Here is a 16,764-nt window from a genome sequence, read left to right as displayed (position 1 = left end):
CTCCCTTTCTCATACTCCGTGCCCGGCACTGAACGGCGCCGGTGCTACGTTGTTATGTATACTGTTATTATAACAGACACCATAAAAGGAAGCAAAGAACGTGCCAATATCCAATTTTTACATGGATGTTCTCTGCAAACCCCGCAATATAAGGGTTCTGTGGATTTGTTGAGCCCATACTCACCTATCACGCAGTCTTCTGTGGAAAACCGACAAATAATTTAATTGTGAATCAAAATTCAGCTCCGGCGAGGAAAATTCCAATGCTATCAGGTTTTTTCCGCTGTAATTCAGTTTTATTGCTATAATTCAAAATCAAATCACAAAACACAAAAAACAGGCGGCTTTTTCCGCCTGTTTTTTGGCTGTTTCGGCCGAACAGGGCGGTCTATTTTCCGGCCAGTTCCCGCACGGTGTTGATATGCTGGGCACTGCGGCTCCGGAAAAATCCCAGATCGTTCATGCAGGTGACAAACTGGAAACCCTGGCGAATGCGGCGGGCAGCATCTTCTGCGCTGGCGGTGACGATGCCGGGGATGACATGATTCTTCCGGCAGGCGGCCAGCACCCGGTCAATAGCAGCCACGATCTGAGGGGCGTCCACCGTGTGGCTGGCGGAGGAGTCGGCCTTGAAGGCGATGCCCATCTCCAGAGACAGGTCACCCGTACCAATGAAAATGGCATCCAGGCCGGGCGTGGCGGCAATCTTCTCCACATTCTCCAGCCCCTCGATGGACTCGCACTGAGCGATGGCCAGGCAGTTGTCGTTGGCGACGTGGATATAGTCCTCATAGAGGCCCCAGCGGGGGCCGCGGCCGCCGTTGGCGCCCCGCTTGCCCAGGGGGGCGTATTTGGTGAAATTCACCAGGTTTTGTGCTTGCTCCGGGGTGCCGATGAGGGGAGCCATGACCCCGTGAAGGCCCACGTCCAGCATCCGGCTCATCATGGGGCCATCGTCCGGGTCATACACCCGCACCAGGGGGGCGGTGCCGTACATCTCAGCGGCCCGGCACATCTGCACGATGGTCTCGGTGTTGGTCTCGGCGTGCTCGCAGTCGATGATGATGAAGTCCAGGCCGTTGAGACCCAGCAATTCGCAGTTGGTGGGGGATCCGGAGGCCACAAAGGCTCCCAAAGCATACCCGTTTGCGGCGATTTTTTCCTTGACAAAGTTACGCATTTTCATAGCGGACGAGATTCCTTTCTTTCCCGGCCGGCAGCCGGATAAAATGAGGGAAAAGGCGGGCCCCGGCGGCGGGGCCCGCCGGAATTTACGCCCTGACCTCCGCCTTGGGATCCTGGGGCGCGGTCAGGTCGGGCACTTCCCGTCCACCGGCGTCCCAGTCGATGTCAAACTCCGCCTTCAGCCAGGCCTTGTACTCGTCGCAGCTAGAAGAGCGCTTAGGGGACATGATGTCCATCTGGTAGCAGGGGCCCTGGGAGCGATAGACGTGGGCATAGTGGACATAGTGGGGGGGAACGTTGACCCAGCAGCCGGGGGCCAGACGGTAGGGCACGCCGTCCACCCAGTAGTCGCACTCGCCCTTCACCACCGTGGCGATCTGCTCGTTGGGGTGGGTGTGGGGGCCGATGGGCATGCCGTTGTACATCTTGCCGATGCACATGTGCATGTTGGCGGCCTCCATGGCGAAACACTTCATGTAGCACATCACCTTGCCATCCACGTCTTTCTTGTGGTTGGGCATCCAGGGCAGGTCGTTGTAGTTCCCGTACATGATTTTAGCCATAGTCACGCATCCTTTCTGTTTTCACAGCCGCAGCAGGCAGCCGGCTTTCCCCCCGGGTGGAACAGCCGCCTCGTGGAGGTGGGCGGGCTGCCCTGCGTCTTTGCTCATGAAATAAGCACATTTCGTGCCAACTTTTGCTTCCGGCAGCTTTTCATAGTTGGCATGAAATATGCTTGTTCAATTGACAGCTGGTTTTTCGCAGATAATTCACAACGACAGAAAGGAATGAGTGTACCAGTGGAGCAGAAGATTGTGACGGCTCACTTTGGGACAGTCGACGGGGCGGAGGTGTCCATCTTCCGGATCCCGAACAACACCAACGACTATATTGAGGTCTCCGATTATGGATGCACCATAAAGGGAATCCACATCCACGGCAGGGATGGGCAGATGCACAACGTCCTGTGCGGGTATGACACCCTGGAAGAGTACCAGACCGGCCGGTTGGATCTGGGGGCGGTAACCGGCACGCTGAACGGCCACCCACTCCCCACGGCCCACCGGCACTGGAACGTGGAGGAAGTCGGGGAGAACCATCTGTTTCTCTCCTGCCGCCTCCCGGCAGAGAGCACCCCGGCGGGCATTGCCTGTGCCCTGGGCGCGCGGGTCATGTGGGTCAACCTGAACCGGATCGTCATTGACCTGTTCGCTACCCCGGAACAGGATGCCTGCATCTCCCTCACCTCCGCCTTAGTTCTTCGGCTACAAGAGTCCCCGTCATTCGCCGGTTATACGCTGCGCACCTTCTGTCCGGAGGTCCTCCTGGGCGGGCAGAAAGTTCCCGTTGCCCAGACCTCCTATGGAGAGCTGGCCTTCGTCCCCCTGGCGAACCGCCCCCAGACCTTTGTCTTTGACAAGGAGGAGATTAAACCCATGGCGGAGCTATCCCACGTCGAGGCAGCCCTGACCGTCTCCGCGTATAGCACCATGACCGCCATGCAGGTGTCCCCTCAGCCCGACCTGAACGGCGTAGAGGTCAGGCCTTTCCTGCAGGACGGGCTCTCTCTGGCGGCGGGCCAGTCCTTTGCTGGCCGGATCATCTGCGGATTTGACCGCCTGTACACCAAGGAGGAACTGGAGGAGTCGGCCCTCTCTCCCTTCGCCGCGTTCATCTGAGCCGTCACCGCCATAATTTCTGCACAGAAAGGACGAGATACCATGCCCCTTATGACTGGAGAACAGTACATCGAGAGCATCCGTAAGCTGAACATGCAGGTGTACATGTTCGGCAAGAAGATCGACAACCCCGTGGACGATCCCATCCTGCGCCCCGCGCTGAACAGCGTGCGCATGACCTATGATCTGGCGCAGAAGCCGGAGTACCAGGATCTGATGACCGCGGTATCCCCCCTGACCGGGAAGCGGGTCAACCGCTTCACCCACATCCACCAGTCCACCGAGGATCTGGTGAAGAAGGTAAAGATGCAGCGGCTGCTGGGGCAGAAGACCGCCGCCTGCTTCCAGCGCTGCGTGGGCATGGACGCCTTCAACGCGGTGTTCTCCACCACCTATGAGGTGGATCAGAAGTACGGCACCGGCTACCACGAGAACTTCCGGAAATTTGCCGCCTACGTGCAGGAGAACGACCTGACCGTGGACGGCGCCATGACCGACCCCAAGGGCGACCGCTCCAAGGCGCCTCATGCCCAGGATGACCCCGATCTGTTCCTCCGCGTGGTGGAGCGCCGCCCTGACGGCGTGGTGGTGTGCGGGGCCAAGGCCCACCAGACCGGCATCATCAACAGCCATGAGGTCATTGTCATGCCCACCCAGTCCATGGGGCCGGATGACAGGGATTACGCCGTCTCCTTCGCCGTGCCGGCGGACACCCCGGGCATCTACATGATCGTCGGCCGCCAGAGCTGCGACACCCGCAAGCTGGAGGGCAGCGAGCTGGACGTGGGCAACAGTGAGTTCGGCGGGGTGGAGGCCCTGACCGTCTTCGACCACGTGTTTGTGCCCAATGAGCGAATCTTCCTGAACGGCGAGGCCGAGTTTGCCGGCATGCTGGTGGAGCGGTTCGCCGGCTACCACCGGCAGAGCTACGGCGGCTGCAAGGTGGGCGTGGGCGACGTGCTCATCGGCGCCGCCGCCCTGGCCGCCGACTACAACGGTGCGGCCAAGGCCAGCCACATCAAGGACAAGCTCATCGAGATGACCCACCTGAACGAGACCCTGTACTGCTGCGGCATCGCCTGTTCCGCCGAGGGCCATCCCACCGAGAGCGGCAACTACATCATCGACCTGCTGCTGGCCAATGTGTGCAAGCAGAACGTCACCCGATTCCCCTATGAGATCGTCCGCCTGGCCGAGGACATCGCCGGCGGCCTGGTGGTCACCGCCCCCTCCGAGGCGGACTTCCGCGATCCCAAGCTGGGCCCTGTGATCGACAAGTATCTGCGGGGCGTGGCCTCCGTGTCCACCGAAAACCGTCTGCGGGTTCTGCGGCTGATTGAGAACCTGGCCCTGGGCACGGCGGCGGTGGGTTACCGCACCGAGTCCATGCACGGCGCCGGCTCTCCCCAGGCCCAGCGCATCATGATCGCACGCCAGGGCAACCTGGAGCACAAAAAAGAACTGGCCAAGGCCATCGCCCACATCAAGGAGTAAACAGCCACAGCCCCGGGGCGGCGGGAGACCGCCGCCCCTTTCTCATCTGGACAAGGAGGGAAACGGTATGAATCGCAGAGGTGCGGAGGCTGTGCGCTCCCGGCTGCGCGGCCGCAGCGGGACGCCCGGGCATGCCGGAGAACCGCTGCCGCGGGCCCGGGCGCGGCATGCCGGATAACTGTGTTGTCGGTGTCCGCTATTGCGGCGGATGCAATCCCCGCTATGACCGGTCGGCGTTGGTACAAAGCCTGGAGGCCTGCTTCCCGGAGGTGTCCTTTGAACCATTCCGCCCGGCAAGACCCATGCGTGAAATCTCATACATACCACTAAAACCATGCACAGGAAATTGATTGTTGCTGGAGTTGCAGGAAAGGAGTAGTACCACAGTGGATTTTAATCTGACAAGAGAGCAGACGCTGATTCAAAAAATGGTTCGCGCTTTTACGGAGAACGAGGTAAAGCCCATCGCGGCCGAGACGGACAAGTCCTGCGAGTATCCCCGGGAGAACATCGAGAAGCTGTTCCGCTACGGCATTATGGGCATGTGCGTGCCCAAGGAGTATGGCGGCTCCGGCGCGGACGATCTGTCCTCCGCGCTGGCCATTGAGGAGCTGAGCAAGGCCTGCGCCTCCACCGGCGATATCGTGGCCACCCACAACGGCCTGTGCTGCGACCCCATCCTGCGCAACGGCACCGAGGAGCAGAAGCAGAAGTACTTGCGGATGCTCACCGAGGGGCACAAGGTGGGGGCCTTCGCCCTCACCGAGCCCAACGCGGGCTCCGACGCCTCCAAGGGCACCACCACGGCGGTGCTGGACGGGGATCACTATGTCCTCAACGGCTCCAAGATCTTCATCACCAACGGCTATGTGGCCGATGTGGCCGTGGTGTTCGCCATGACCGACCCCAGCAAGGGCACCCGCGGTATCTCCGCCTTCATCGTGGAGAGCGGCTTCCCCGGCTACTCCGTGGGCAAGCACGAGGAGAAGATGGGCCTCCACGGCTCCCCCACCGCCGAGCTGGTGTTCACCGACTGCATTGTGCCCAAAGAGAACCTGCTGGGCCAGGAGGGCAAGGGCTTCAAGATCGCCATGCAGACCCTGGACGGCGGCCGCATCGGCATTGCGGCCCAGGCCCTGGGCATCACCGAGGGCGCCATGGAGGAGGCCATCGGCTACACCAAGGGCCGCGTCCAGTTCGGCAAGCCCATTTCCCGCTTCCAGAACACCCAGTTCGTGTTCGCGGACATGAAGGTGGCCGTGGAGGCCGGCCGCTTGCTGACCTATCAGGCCGCCGAGCTCAAGACCGCCGGAAAGCCCTTCACCGTGGAGGCCGCCATGGCCAAGCTGTTCACCTCGGAAAACGCCATGCAGATCACCACCAAGGCCCTCCAGATGTTCGGCGGCTACGGCTACACCAAGGACTATCCCATGGAGCGCATGATGCGTGACGCCAAGATCACCGAGATCTATGAGGGCACCTCTGAGGTGCAGCGCATCGTCATCTCCAGCAACATGGGCCTGAAGTAAAGAACGGGGGAGCGAAAGAATATGAAATGCATTGTTTGTGTGAAGCAGGTTCCGGATACGTCCGGCGTGGTGGCGGTGAAGGAAGACGGCACCATGGATCGTGCCGCCATGGCGACCATCACCAACCACGACGACCTGGCGGCAGTTGAGGCCGCCCTGCGGATCAAGGACGCCACCGGCTGCAAGGTGGTCGTGGTGTCCATGGGCCCCCCGCCCGCCGAGGGCATGCTGCGCGAGCTGCTGGCCATGGGCGCGGACGAGGCCGTGCTGGTGTCCGCCCGTGAGTTCGGCGGCTCCGATACCTACGCCACCTCTCAGATCCTCGCCGCCGCTGTGAAGAAGATCGGCGTGGAGGATGACGACATCATCTTCTGCGGCCGTCAGGCCATCGACGGCGATACCGCCCAGGTGGGCCCCCAGATCGCCGAGAAGCTGCACCTGCCCCAGGTGTCCTACGCCGCCGAGATCAAGGTGGAGGGCAAGACCGTCACCGTGAAGCGCCTGCTGGAGGACGGCTACATGACCATCAAGGTGCAGACTCCCTGCCTGATCACCTGCGTGAAGGAGCTGAACACCGCCCGTTACATGAGCGTGGGCGGCATCATGGAGTGCTATCAGAAGCCTCTGGAGATCTACAACTACGAGACGCTGAAGGACGATCCCCTGATCGATGTGGACACCATCGGTCTGAAGGGCTCTCCCACGAATGTGTACAAGTCCTTCTCTCCCCCGGTGAAGGGCGCCGGAATGATGATGGAGGGCGCTGACAAGGCGACCGTGGAAAAGCTGGTCTCCATCCTCAACGACAAGCACATCATCTAATTGAAAGGAGAGCAACACAATGGCTTTTGATAGTAAAGACACCGCCGCCTTCAAGGGCGTATGGGTATTCTGTGAGCAGCGCGAGGGCGTGATCATGTCCACCAGCTACCAGCTGCTGAGCGAGGGCCGGAAGCTGGCCAACGACCTGGGCGTGGAGCTGTGCGGCGTGGTGCTGGGCAAGGACATCAAGGAGGACTACCTGAAGGCGCTGGGCGGCTACGGCGCGGACAAGGTCTACTACTGCAACCACGAGCTGCTGGACGTGTACACCACCGACGCCTACACCAAGGTCATCTGCGACCTGGTGGAGGACAAGAAGCCGGAGATCTTCCTGATTGGCGCCACCAACATCGGCCGTGACCTGGGCCCCCGCTGCGCGGCCCGTCTGCACACCGGCCTGACCGCCGACTGCACCCACCTGGATGTGGATGTGGAGAAGTACAAGGCCTTCCTGAAGACCACCTCCACCATCGACGTGGACAACACCAAGTTCGAGGAGAACACCAACCTGAAGATGACCCGTCCGGCCTTCGGCGGTCACCTGATGGCCACCATCATCTGCCCCCGGTTCCGTCCCCAGATGTCCACCGTGCGTCCCGGCGTGATGCAGACCCAGCCCTATGACGAGGCCGGCGCTGCCAAGACCGTGATCGAGAACGTGGATGTGAAGCTGTCCAAGGAGGACATCCACGTGGAGGTCGTGGAGGTCGTGAAGGCCGCCAAGAAGATGGTGGATCTGATCGGCGCCGACGTGGTGGTTTCCGTGGGCCGCGGCATCTCCAAGGACGTGGAGGGCGGCATCAAGCTGGCCGAGGAGCTGGCCGGCGTCCTGGGCGGCGTGGTTGGCTCCAGCCGTGCCGTGGTTGACGCGGGCTGGATCTCCGCCGACCACCAGGTGGGCCAGACCGGCAAGACCGTGCACCCCCGCATCTATGTGGCCCTGGGCATCTCCGGCGCCATCCAGCACCTGGCGGGCATGCAGGACTCCGAGTGCATCATCGCGGTGAACAAGAACGAGACCGCCCCCATCTTCGACGTTGCCTCCTACGGCATCGTGGGCGACCTCTACAAGGTCACCCCCATGCTCATCGAGGCCATCCGCGCCGTCAAGGCTTCCAAGTAACTCTGCTGCGGTTAATCTGTAAAAGCTATAACAAATATCTAATGTGTGCTATAGTCAATCATAGTGCATGGCAATACCTTGCCCTGAACAGGCACTTGAAGCGCGTCCCCCGTCAATTCGACTCCGCATACGCCCTCAAATCCCCCTGTATCTTAGCTTACCGTGTCGAACATGAACTGTATCTCTCTTGCTATTCCGGGGTGCTGCCACCGGAATTTTCCTGGAGAAAATGCCTGGAGCTGCCTGTCAGTTTCGCCCCCGCCGGAATCAGCCGATTCCGGCGGGGACTTCTGTCTCTGAGCCGCAGCTCCTGAATCTGCGCAGAATGAAGGCCGTGCTGTCCCAAACATTGACCAACAGGGACATACGGCAGATCCAGAAAACCTGCGGCATGGTATAATAGGTAAAAAGAAATACTGTGTGGAGACCTATCCTTCAGCATTTTTACAGAAGCCCAGGCCATAGACCGGCGCAGGATCCCGCCTCTAACGGACAGGAACAGGAGGAGTACGGATGTCTCAGGTATATACGACGCGCCGCCGGGCAGCGCCAAACGGCGCGGAGCCGGCCGCCCCATCCAGCAAGACACAGCAGCCGGAAGTCAACCAGGGCAGCCTGAGCCTGGACGGGGGCGGCATGGGCTCCCGGCTGGACGAACTGATGCAGGAGAAAATGCGGCAGCATTTTCTGGACAACCAGATCCCGGAGGCGGAGCGGGAGGCCGACCGGCTCGCCTTCGCCGCCCAGGGGGCCCGCACCCCGGAGGAGGTCAAGGCCAGGATGGGCCAGCGGCTGGGGGCCGACTTCTCCGGCGTCCGCTTCCACGCCGATTCCGGCGCCCTCCGCACCGCCGAGGATATGGGGGCCCGGGCCTACGCCACAGGGCGGGATATCTACTTCGGCCAGGGGGGCTTTGACCCCGCCGTGGCCGCCCACGAGCTGGTTCACACCGTCCAGCAGGGGCAGGTGGAGAGCAGCGCGCCCACCGTCTCCGCCCCCGCGGGGCAGGTGCAGATGCTGCCCAAGCGCCTGAAGGCGTTTGGCCACAGCGTCGCACAGGCGGCGAAGACGGTCGGCGGCGGCATTGCGCGGGTGGCGAAGGCCGCCGGGAACGGCATCGCCCAGGGAGCCAGGACAGTCGGGAGCGGTCTTGCGCATGCCCTGAAAATCGTCGGCCACTCGTTCGCCAAGGTTGGAACCGGAATCGGGGAGTTTGTGGGTGGAAAGGCCGGCCTGCTCAAGCCCAGCGAGGAGCAGCGGGATCAGGCGCTGGCGAAGGCGCAGCAGGGGGACTACAGCCAGTTTGCCATCCTGCGCAAAGCCGACGCGCAGGCGATGGTGGACGCAAAAAAGGCCGAGTTCCTCGCCAACGGCATGCCCGATCCGAAGCAGCTCAGCACAACGGAGATGCTGAATCCGGTCACCCGAAAGGCCATGAGCCAGATAGCCGGGGATGAAAAGCTTCAGATTCCGGATACGCAGCGCCGGCAGTTCCGGGAGGCCGGAGAGGTCATGGATCAGCGGATGATTGTGAACACCATGAAAAAGGTGTCCGACGGGCAGGCACAGCGGATGGTTCAGCATTACCAGAACATGGATGACCAGAAGCGCCTGGCCCAGGAGTATGCGCGCAGCAAACACGGCAAGACCTACCTGGGCGGCGAGGGCGACGGCACTCTGCTGGGGGCGGTGGCGGCGCGGGAACAGGCTCTGGCCAACGTGGAGCAGCAGAACACCCGCTCTATCCAGGAGGCGCAGGCCCTGGCCCAGTCGGATATCGACCGGGCGCAGAATTCCGGCGACGCCATGCTGCGGCTGATGTTCATGATGCAGCTGGGGAATTTCCAGCGAACCGACGGCTCCAAAAAGGCCAAGACGAGCCGGGCCTGGGATCAGACCATGGCCAACGCCTTCTCCCACGGCGGGCGCACCGGATTTGTCTTTGCCGGGAAGGACACCGAGGAGGCAGGCGGAACGGGAACCGACGCGGTTTTCGACGCAGTATTCGGCGGCCAGGGCGGTGCCGGCGCCGGCGTCCATGTGCGCGCCGCCGGAACCCACCACATGAACACCCCCAAGGCGGGGAAGGGGATGGCCGGCTACAAGGAAAAGGGCGGCATCGGCGCTGCGCTGGGGTCGAAAGCAGACCCCGACTACCAGCACTTCGGCATGGACATGGGCATCGGCGGAGTGGGCAACCTGGGAACCGCCGGAGCGGGCGGCCAGGGCCAGATGATCAACGCGGACGGCCGGAGCGGCCATATGTACATCGGCCGGAGAATGGGGACGGCCTCCCGAAAGGGCGGCCTGCTGGTGGGGCTGGAGTCGGACTCCCCCTATCGCATGAACCAGACCGGCCACATGCACAACGCGGCCGCCCAGGCCGAGGAGGGCTCCAGCACCGGCGGACTCAAGACGGACATTCAGGGCAACAAATACGGCGGGCGGACGGTGGATCTCAGCGGCCTGACCAACCAGGAGATGGTGGCCACGCTGCATGCGTTTACCAGCCATTTCAGCCGTCTGCGGGACGAGGATGAGGGCGCCTACAACGACCTGCTGGAGCGGATTTCCGGAAAGCGGATGGACGCGGACTCCATGAACGCCCTGCTGGGCCAGATGCTGGCCGGAGAGGAAAATGAGGCCCTGCTGGCCAAGCTGAAGCACATGCGGCGGAACTACCCCGCCTAGGCCTTGTTTGAAACCGGGAAATGTACCCGGCGGCGAGGGATTTTCCGCGGGAATCCTGGCGGATTTCAAGGAAAGATTGCACCGTCCAGGGGGCAGACGGCCCGTCGATCAGGCATGTTGATATCTTCCAAACAGGCACCAGACACCCGAAACCGGCAGAGACGGTGCAGAATCCTGCCCGCCACGTACGAAGACAGGAGGAATACGGATGTCTCAGGTATATACGACGCGCCGCCGGGCAGCGCCGAACAGCGCGGAGCCGGCCGCCCCATCCAGCAAGGCACGGCAGCCGGAAGTCAACCAGGGCAGCCTGAGCCTGGACGGGGGCGGCATGGGCTCCCGGCTGGACGAACTGATGCAGGAGAAAATGCGGCAGCATTTTCTGGACAACCAGATCCCGGAGGCGGAGCGGGAGGCCGACCGGCTCGCCTTCGCCGCCCAGGGGGCCCGCACCCCGGAGGAGGTCAAGGCCAGGATGGGCCAGCGGCTGGGGGCCGACTTCTCCGGCGTCCGCTTCCACGCCGATTCCGGCGCCCTCCGCACCGCCGAGGATATGGGGGCCCGGGCCTACGCCACAGGGCGGGATATCTACTTCGGCCAGGGGGGCTTTGACCCCGCCGTGGCCGCCCACGAGCTGGTTCACACCGTCCAGCAGGGGCAGGTGGAGAGCAGCGCGCCCACCGTCTCCGCCCCCGCGGGGCAGGTGCAGATGCTGCCCAAGCGCCTGAAGGCGTTCGGCCACAGCGTCGCACAGGCGGCAAAGGCCGCCGGGAGCCGCATCAAATCCTTCTTCCAGCCCAGCGAGAGCCAGAAGGCGGACAGGGAGCTCCAGGAGCAGAAAAAATATTTCCCGGCCATCGGGGCCCGCAGGGACATGATCATGGCTACCCACCAGGCCAGGGAGCAGCAGGGCGCAGCCGCTAAGGCATACGCCAGATCCACGGGCAGCATGGCCGGAGATGGCCGCATTACGGACACGAGCGGCGGGCGGCAGTATCTCAGCGCGTTCCGGCCGGGGGACGACCAGTATAACCAGACGCTGGAACAGTTCTGGACCCCCGATCAGGGCCTGCGGCCCGGGCAGAGTCAGGACGAGTTAATGAACCGCTATACCGCCCTGGCCGCCCCCATCTTCCAGCAGCTCATGGCTCTGGATATGGATACGCTGGGAACCGACGAGGCCAGCGTCCGCCAGCATTATCTGGAAAACAACGAGCTGGTGGGGCGGTTGAATACTCTGGGTGACATGCGGCATCAGATGAAACCGCACCTCCCACCCAATTTCGATATTCAGGGCCGGGCGCTCAGCCAGCTCGGCATTGATCCGGTGGAGTTTGCGCAGAAACAGGTGACCTCCGCCAAAAAGGGAAAGGACATGCAGAGGGCCATGGGGATCGCGGGGCGGATGGATAAGTCCTACATGGATCTGATGGCCGGGAAAAATGGGCCGGAGGAGGGCGCCAATCTCCAATACGACGAGATGATCAAGAAAAGAGGACAGAAGAAGTGGTGGCAGTTCTGGAAGTAAGGCCGGCATAGGTTCTGGAAACAACAGGGTGGAGACACTCCCAAGGGAGTGCTCCACCCTGTTCCCATCATCTGTCTATGTAGTCCGCGCGGGTGGGGGCGGCCTCCTGCGCCGCCGGAGCCGGGCAGGACAGAAATACTGAGGCCCGGAACTCCTTCCCGTCAGCGGAGAACTCCGCACGGCCGCCGTATTTGCGCGCGATGTCCTGAACGGTAGCCAGGCCGACGCCAAAACGCCCCTCCGCCTTGCTGGAGAGGCACCGGCCGTTGACCCACCGGAGCCTGGCGGAGGAGGCGTTGCCCACCACAATGGTGAGATACCCCTCGGCGGAGGCGCTTCTGGCCCGGAGCCAGCCGCCTCCCTCCCGCCGGAGGGCCTCCACCGCGTTTTCCAGCAGATTGCTCAGAACCAGGCACACATCGGGGAGCAGCGCCTCCGGGACAGGGGTGTGTTCCAGCTGGAGATCTGCCAGGAAGCCCTCGGCCTCCGCCTGGGCCTGGTAATAGCAGACCAGGCTGGAGACCGCCCAGCTGCCTCCCCAGTCGGCCGCAGACCGCTCCTGCCCGGCCGACAGTTCGGGCAGAAGGGCCTCGGGCGGAGTCCCTCCGCCCACAATCTGGAGATAGTGGCGCAGATCGTGGCGGAGCCGCCTCGCCCGTTCCAGCTCTGCGTCCGCCTCCCGGGAGCCCGTCCGGATCAGCTCCCGCAGGCGGCGGTTCTCCGCCCGCTCCCGGTGCAGGGCGCGGCGCAGGCGGTGCAGGGCAACTGCCGCCCAGGCCAGCAGGACTGCCAGGGCCGCCATGATCAGAGAGGATTCGTTCATTGCTTCTCCCAAGCCTTGCGGTAAGTCCAGTCAATGAAGGCGCCGCGGATCTGGCGCTGATTGGCGATGCTGATGGGAATCAGTGCCCTGTCGGACATGCGGAAATCGCTGCCCTCCAGGCCCTGCACGTGGTTCATATTGATCAGGAAGCTGCGGTGGCAGCGGAGAAAATCCGGGCTGTCGATGGCGGCCTCCAGATCGTCCAGGCTCCGCCGCACCACCACAATCCTCTGGAGGGTGTGGATGTGGGTATGGTGTCCATATACCTCCAGGTAGCAGACAGAGGCCAGGGGAAGCTCCTGGGTCTCCCCCTCGGTATAGACGGGCAGAACCTGCATCGGTTCCGGCAGGTGCTCCAGGCACCAGTCCAGGGCGCGGTCGATATCCTCCTGCCGGAAGGGCTTCGTCAGGTAGTCGGCGGCCCAGACATCGAAGCTCTCCAGTCCGTGATCCAGGCTGGTGGTGGCAAAGACAATGGCCGTGCCGCAGCCGGCGGCGCGGAGCCGGCGGGCCGCCTCCACGCCGGACAGGCCGGGCATATAGATGTCCAGAAAGAGGATCCGGCAGGCCGCAACCTGCTGCCCGGACGCCAGCAGCTCCTCCCCGCTGGAGTAGAAGCGAAACCGCACCGTGCGGTTCCGCCGCTGGGCATAGCTGTGGATCATCCGGGCCAGGGATCGGCGCTCCTCCTCCAGATCGTCACAGACGGCGATCCACAGCTCATCCATAGCGCGTCTCCCCGTCTCCCTTTCCGCCGTCCCAGAGCAGGCAGAACTGCCGGTACGCCTCCGCAACCTCGCTCCGGCTGCTCCGGCTCAGCGGGACGACGGCCCCGTCGGACATGCACAGGCCCTCGCTGTCCAGGCGCCGGACATGGCGCAGGTTGACCAGGAAGCTCCGCTGGCAGCGGAGAAAGAGCCCCCTGGGCAACCGCCCCTCCAGGGCGGTCAGGGCCTCCCGGGTGGCGATGGGCCCCTGCGTGCTGTGGACAAGGCTGTTCCGCCGGGTGCTCTCCACCCAGACCAGGTCGCAGAGCGGGAGCCGGATCCGGCAGCGGTCGCTGGTGATCTCCAGCCGCTCCAGGGAGTCCCACCAGAGCTTGACGCTGCGGTGCAGGGCGGCCCAGAGCTTATCCATCCCGACGGGCTTCCGCAGAAGGCCGGCGGGATGGAGCGGATAGCTGGCGATGGCCGCCCCGCTGCTGGAGGAGCAGAGAAACAGCGCGCACTTCCCGACGGCGGCGACCGGCGGGGGGCAGTCGTCCAGATCCCAGAAGAGGATCCCGCCGGGCTCCGGCCGGTGCTCCGGCGTCCAGTCCGCAAATTCCACCGAAGCGCAGGTGAGCCCTCTCCAGGTCTCCAGCATGCGGAGAAGGGCTGTGCGCTCCGCGGGATCTCCCATATGTATGGTAAACTGCATGGAACCCATCCTCCTCCGTACGGTCGGCGTCATGGCCCAGGACAGCCGCGCAATGTGGTTTTGGCAAGATTATATTTACTTTTATTATAATACAGCGGGTTTTCCTGTTCTATTGCCCATTTTCCCCCCAAAAAAGGGCCATATCTGCACGTGTGTACAGATATGGCCCTTCCTTTCTTTTTGAAGTCCCGCCCTGGGACATTGTCGGCTTTCGCAAATCGTCTTTTTCCAAAAAAGTATCATATTTCATAAAATTGAGAAAATCAGACCATTTTTCAGCCCCGCCGCGGCGGCCCGCCGCCGGAGAACACAGATTTCCGCGGCCGGCCCGGTTCCCCGGAAACAGCAGGGCTCGGGGCCGGAAGCTGCGCCCGCAGTGTGCGGCAAAGCGAACTGTTCGGGACAGTCCGGGCGGAGGAGGCGCTATTGCAGCATATATTTCCCCAGCTCCTGCCGGGTATTGATCTGCAGCTTCCGCTTGGCCTCCGCCAGGTGGCGCTTGACCGTATGGGAGGAAATGCCCATGTGCCCTGCAATCTCCTCGTTCGTCCAGCCCCGGGCCGCCAGCATGGCGACCGCAAACTCGGTGGTGGTCAGGTTGTCGGCCACCTGGTGGCCGGTGTCCGGGTTGTGGATCCGCCGCCAGCCCCAGGAGAACCGGTAGGTGATGGAAATGATCCGCCTGAACTCCTCCGGCCACTCCTTCTTGAGCACGGACTCCAGCATCCCGCCCAGCAGGCCGTGGTGCTCCCCGAAGCCCTCGATGAGATCATCGGGCCGGGCCAGCTCCCAGGCGGCCAGCAGATGGCTCTCCGCCCGGTCGGTCTGCTTCAGGCTCATATAGTCCATTACCGCCACCAGGTTCAGATAGATGGCGGGAATGGGGTATTGGGCGGCCCCCATGGCCAGGGTGGCCTCCGCCATGCCGGCGCTCCGGCCGTAGTCCTTCTGGAGATAGAGATAGTGGGAATGGACATACAGGGCAAAGGCCCGCAGGCCCGGCGGCAGCAGGGACATGAAGTCCTCCGCGGGGGGCAGCCTGTCCGGCATGGGCAGGTGGAGGAGCACCGCGGCCGTGGCCGCCACAAAGCCCGCCGCCGCCCGGTATGTGGGGGACGCCTCGCCGGCGGCGTACAGGGTGCGCTCCACCTCCCCCAGGGCGGAACGGGCCTGCGGGATGTCCCCCAGGGACAGGCTGGCAAAGGCGAAAATCAGGCAGGCGGACAGCCGCGTCCCCAGATCCGGGCTGGTAAAGTAGCCCTTCACCTCCCTGGCCGCCTCCTCCGGGTGCCCGCTGAAATAGTGGTACTCCGCCAGGGCGATGTCCCGCCGGGGCCCCTCCTCCATGGCCTCCACGGCGGCAAGGCACTGGCCGGGCGCAAAGGGGGTGTTCATCAGGGGCATGAGCGTCCGCCCGGCGGTCTGGGCCGCCGGGTGGGGCGTGGCCGCCGGCGCCTCCTGCGGGGCTGCCGCCCTGTGCCTGGCCCGCCGCTGATCCTCCGGCTTCCCGGCATCCGCAGGGACGGCCCAGGAGCCGCTGAATTTCTGGGCCCCGGGGATGCGGCCCTCTGTGCACAGCTTCTGAACCAGGCGCTCTGATACGCCCCATTTTTCCGCCGCCTCCCGGATGGATATGTAACCGTCCATGCTGCTCCCGCCTTTCCAAAATCCCGTCATGTCCGACCCGGCAAAGGGGCCGCGCGCCTCCGGCCGGCCGTCACGGCTCCTGCCGCAGCCACAGCTCCCGCAGACCCAGGTGGGTGAGCATGGGCTCCCACACCACCGGGATGCGCAGCAGGGGGCGCACATAGGCGCCGTTCCCCCCTGTGAGCACCACCGTAAGTGGGCCGAACTGCTCCTCCAGCCGGGCCGCAATCCCCTCCACGGCCCCGGCGGCGCCGTAGATGGCGCCGTATCGCATGCAGCGCTCCGTATCGGTGCCCACAAGCCCCTCCGGCGGGGAGAGGGTGACCGGGGGAAGCTGGGCCGCCCTGGCGCTGAGGGCGTCCAGGGAGAGGGACAGGCCGGCGAGGATCATGCCGCCCCGGAACACCCCCTCCCTGTCCACCACCGACAGGGTGGTGGCGGTGCCCATGTCAAACACGGCCAGGGGCGGGGCGTACCGGGCCAGGGCGGCCACACAGTCCACCACCCGATCCATGCCCAGGGCCGCCCCGTCATAGTCCCCCAGGGGCAGGCCGGTGGGGGTATCCCTGCCCACCGTCAGCACGCGCCCGCCCGTGACGCAGGCGAGGGCATCGGCCACCGGGCCGGTGAGGGCCGGCACCACCGAGGACAGCGCCGCCCCGCGGAAGGGGCCCGCCCCGGCCAGCAGGGCCCTCAGGGCGGCGGCCCAGTCCCGGGGCCCCTCCTCCCGGCCGGCGGGCAGGCGGCGCAGGAAGGCCGGCCGCTCCCCCACAAAGCCGGCCACGGCCACGGTGGTGTTGCCGATATCCACTGTCAGCAGCATG

Annotated in this window: 14 protein-coding genes; 7 read left to right on the top strand and 7 right to left on the bottom strand. The window is 63.8% G+C overall.

Features of this window, described 5'->3' with window-relative positions; genetic code table 11:
- Positions 1-388 precede the first annotated feature (388 nt).
- Together B5E42_RS14505 and B5E42_RS14500 are read right to left on the bottom strand one after the other, a co-directional pair.
- Complete coding sequence (locus B5E42_RS14505) at positions 389-1,186, bottom strand: aldolase/citrate lyase family protein (RefSeq protein ID WP_087240913.1); 798 nt, start codon at positions 1,184-1,186, stop codon at positions 389-391.
- An 85-nt stretch (positions 1,187-1,271) separates the two neighbouring features.
- The gene (locus tag B5E42_RS14500; protein WP_087240911.1) at positions 1,272-1,748 is read right to left on the bottom strand and encodes a cupin domain-containing protein; all 477 of its coding nucleotides are present in this window, start codon (positions 1,746-1,748) and stop codon (positions 1,272-1,274) included.
- A gap of 237 nt (positions 1,749-1,985) precedes the next feature.
- Between B5E42_RS14500 and B5E42_RS14495 the strand changes: the two genes are divergently transcribed.
- The 7 genes from B5E42_RS14495 (at position 1,986) to B5E42_RS14465 (ending at position 12,051) form a co-directional block, all read left to right on the top strand.
- A complete protein-coding gene (locus B5E42_RS14495) occupies positions 1,986-2,864 on the top strand; it encodes a hypothetical protein (RefSeq protein ID WP_087240909.1) in 879 nt (292 codons plus the stop codon).
- A gap of 42 nt (positions 2,865-2,906) precedes the next feature.
- Positions 2,907-4,358 (top strand): 4-hydroxyphenylacetate 3-hydroxylase family protein, encoded by a 1,452-nt coding sequence (locus B5E42_RS14490; protein WP_087240907.1) that lies wholly within the window; start codon positions 2,907-2,909, stop codon positions 4,356-4,358.
- Between the two features lie 386 nt (positions 4,359-4,744).
- Positions 4,745-5,887 carry an acyl-CoA dehydrogenase gene (locus B5E42_RS14485; RefSeq protein WP_087240905.1) on the top strand — a complete coding sequence of 381 codons (1,143 nt, stop codon included), beginning with the start codon at positions 4,745-4,747 and terminating at the stop codon, positions 5,885-5,887.
- A 21-nt stretch (positions 5,888-5,908) separates the two neighbouring features.
- Positions 5,909-6,709, top strand: a complete 801-nt coding sequence (gene acrB, locus B5E42_RS14480; protein ID WP_087240903.1) for an acryloyl-CoA reductase electron transfer subunit gamma — start codon at positions 5,909-5,911, stop codon at positions 6,707-6,709.
- A 19-nt stretch (positions 6,710-6,728) separates the two neighbouring features.
- Positions 6,729-7,832, top strand: a complete 1,104-nt coding sequence (gene acrA / locus B5E42_RS14475) for an acryloyl-CoA reductase electron transfer subunit beta (protein WP_087240901.1) — start codon at positions 6,729-6,731, stop codon at positions 7,830-7,832.
- Between the two features lie 513 nt (positions 7,833-8,345).
- Positions 8,346-10,523, top strand: a complete 2,178-nt coding sequence (locus B5E42_RS14470) for a DUF4157 domain-containing protein (RefSeq protein ID WP_087240899.1) — start codon at positions 8,346-8,348, stop codon at positions 10,521-10,523.
- A gap of 208 nt (positions 10,524-10,731) precedes the next feature.
- Entirely contained in the window at positions 10,732-12,051 is a 1,320-nt protein-coding gene (locus B5E42_RS14465; RefSeq protein ID WP_087240897.1) for a DUF4157 domain-containing protein, read from the top strand.
- Between the two features lie 67 nt (positions 12,052-12,118).
- Here the strand turns inward: B5E42_RS14465 and B5E42_RS14460 are convergent, their stop codons facing one another.
- The 5 genes from B5E42_RS14460 to B5E42_RS14440 form a co-directional block, all read right to left on the bottom strand.
- Complete coding sequence (locus B5E42_RS14460; RefSeq protein ID WP_087240895.1) at positions 12,119-12,874, bottom strand: GHKL domain-containing protein; 756 nt, start codon at positions 12,872-12,874, stop codon at positions 12,119-12,121.
- Positions 12,871-13,602 (bottom strand): LytTR family DNA-binding domain-containing protein, encoded by a 732-nt coding sequence (locus tag B5E42_RS14455; protein ID WP_087240893.1) that lies wholly within the window; start codon positions 13,600-13,602, stop codon positions 12,871-12,873. Before B5E42_RS14455 ends, B5E42_RS14460 begins: the two co-directional genes overlap by 4 nt.
- The gene (locus tag B5E42_RS14450) at positions 13,595-14,293 is read right to left on the bottom strand and encodes a LytTR family DNA-binding domain-containing protein (RefSeq protein WP_162613998.1); all 699 of its coding nucleotides are present in this window, start codon (positions 14,291-14,293) and stop codon (positions 13,595-13,597) included. The genes B5E42_RS14455 and B5E42_RS14450 overlap by 8 nt, the downstream gene beginning before the upstream one ends.
- 423 nt (positions 14,294-14,716) lie before the next feature.
- Positions 14,717-15,940, bottom strand: coding sequence for a LuxR C-terminal-related transcriptional regulator (locus B5E42_RS20060; RefSeq protein ID WP_087240889.1), 1,224 nt, complete (start codon positions 15,938-15,940; stop codon positions 14,717-14,719).
- A 70-nt stretch (positions 15,941-16,010) separates the two neighbouring features.
- Positions 16,011-16,763, bottom strand: a complete 753-nt coding sequence (locus B5E42_RS14440; protein ID WP_087240888.1) for a type III pantothenate kinase — start codon at positions 16,761-16,763, stop codon at positions 16,011-16,013.
- Between the last annotated feature and the right edge of the window lies 1 nt (position 16,764).

The organism is Flavonifractor sp. An10 (assembly GCF_002161215.1).
In the GTDB taxonomy this organism is placed as follows: Bacteria; Bacillota; Clostridia; order Oscillospirales; family Oscillospiraceae; genus Flavonifractor; species Flavonifractor avistercoris.
This window is presented reverse-complemented; position numbering and strand designations above follow the sequence as displayed.

Coding starts and splice junctions, on each gene's coding strand:
- B5E42_RS14505 (WP_087240913.1), bottom strand. CDS start 1,186: ATGAAAATGCGTAACTTTGTCAAGGAAAAAATCGCCGCAAACGGGTAT.
- B5E42_RS14500 (WP_087240911.1), bottom strand. CDS start 1,748: ATGGCTAAAATCATGTACGGGAACTACAACGACCTGCCCTGGATGCCC.
- B5E42_RS14490 (WP_087240907.1), top strand. CDS start 2,907: ATGCCCCTTATGACTGGAGAACAGTACATCGAGAGCATCCGTAAGCTG.
- acrB (WP_087240903.1), top strand. CDS start 5,909: ATGAAATGCATTGTTTGTGTGAAGCAGGTTCCGGATACGTCCGGCGTG.
- acrA (WP_087240901.1), top strand. CDS start 6,729: ATGGCTTTTGATAGTAAAGACACCGCCGCCTTCAAGGGCGTATGGGTA.
- B5E42_RS14470 (WP_087240899.1), top strand. CDS start 8,346: ATGTCTCAGGTATATACGACGCGCCGCCGGGCAGCGCCAAACGGCGCG.
- B5E42_RS14465 (WP_087240897.1), top strand. CDS start 10,732: ATGTCTCAGGTATATACGACGCGCCGCCGGGCAGCGCCGAACAGCGCG.
- B5E42_RS14460 (WP_087240895.1), bottom strand. CDS start 12,874: ATGAACGAATCCTCTCTGATCATGGCGGCCCTGGCAGTCCTGCTGGCC.
- B5E42_RS14455 (WP_087240893.1), bottom strand. CDS start 13,602: ATGGATGAGCTGTGGATCGCCGTCTGTGACGATCTGGAGGAGGAGCGC.
- B5E42_RS14450 (WP_162613998.1), bottom strand. CDS start 14,293: ATGCAGTTTACCATACATATGGGAGATCCCGCGGAGCGCACAGCCCTT.
- B5E42_RS20060 (WP_087240889.1), bottom strand. CDS start 15,940: ATGGACGGTTACATATCCATCCGGGAGGCGGCGGAAAAATGGGGCGTA.
- B5E42_RS14440 (WP_087240888.1), bottom strand. CDS start 16,763: ATGCTGCTGACAGTGGATATCGGCAACACCACCGTGGCCGTGGCCGGC.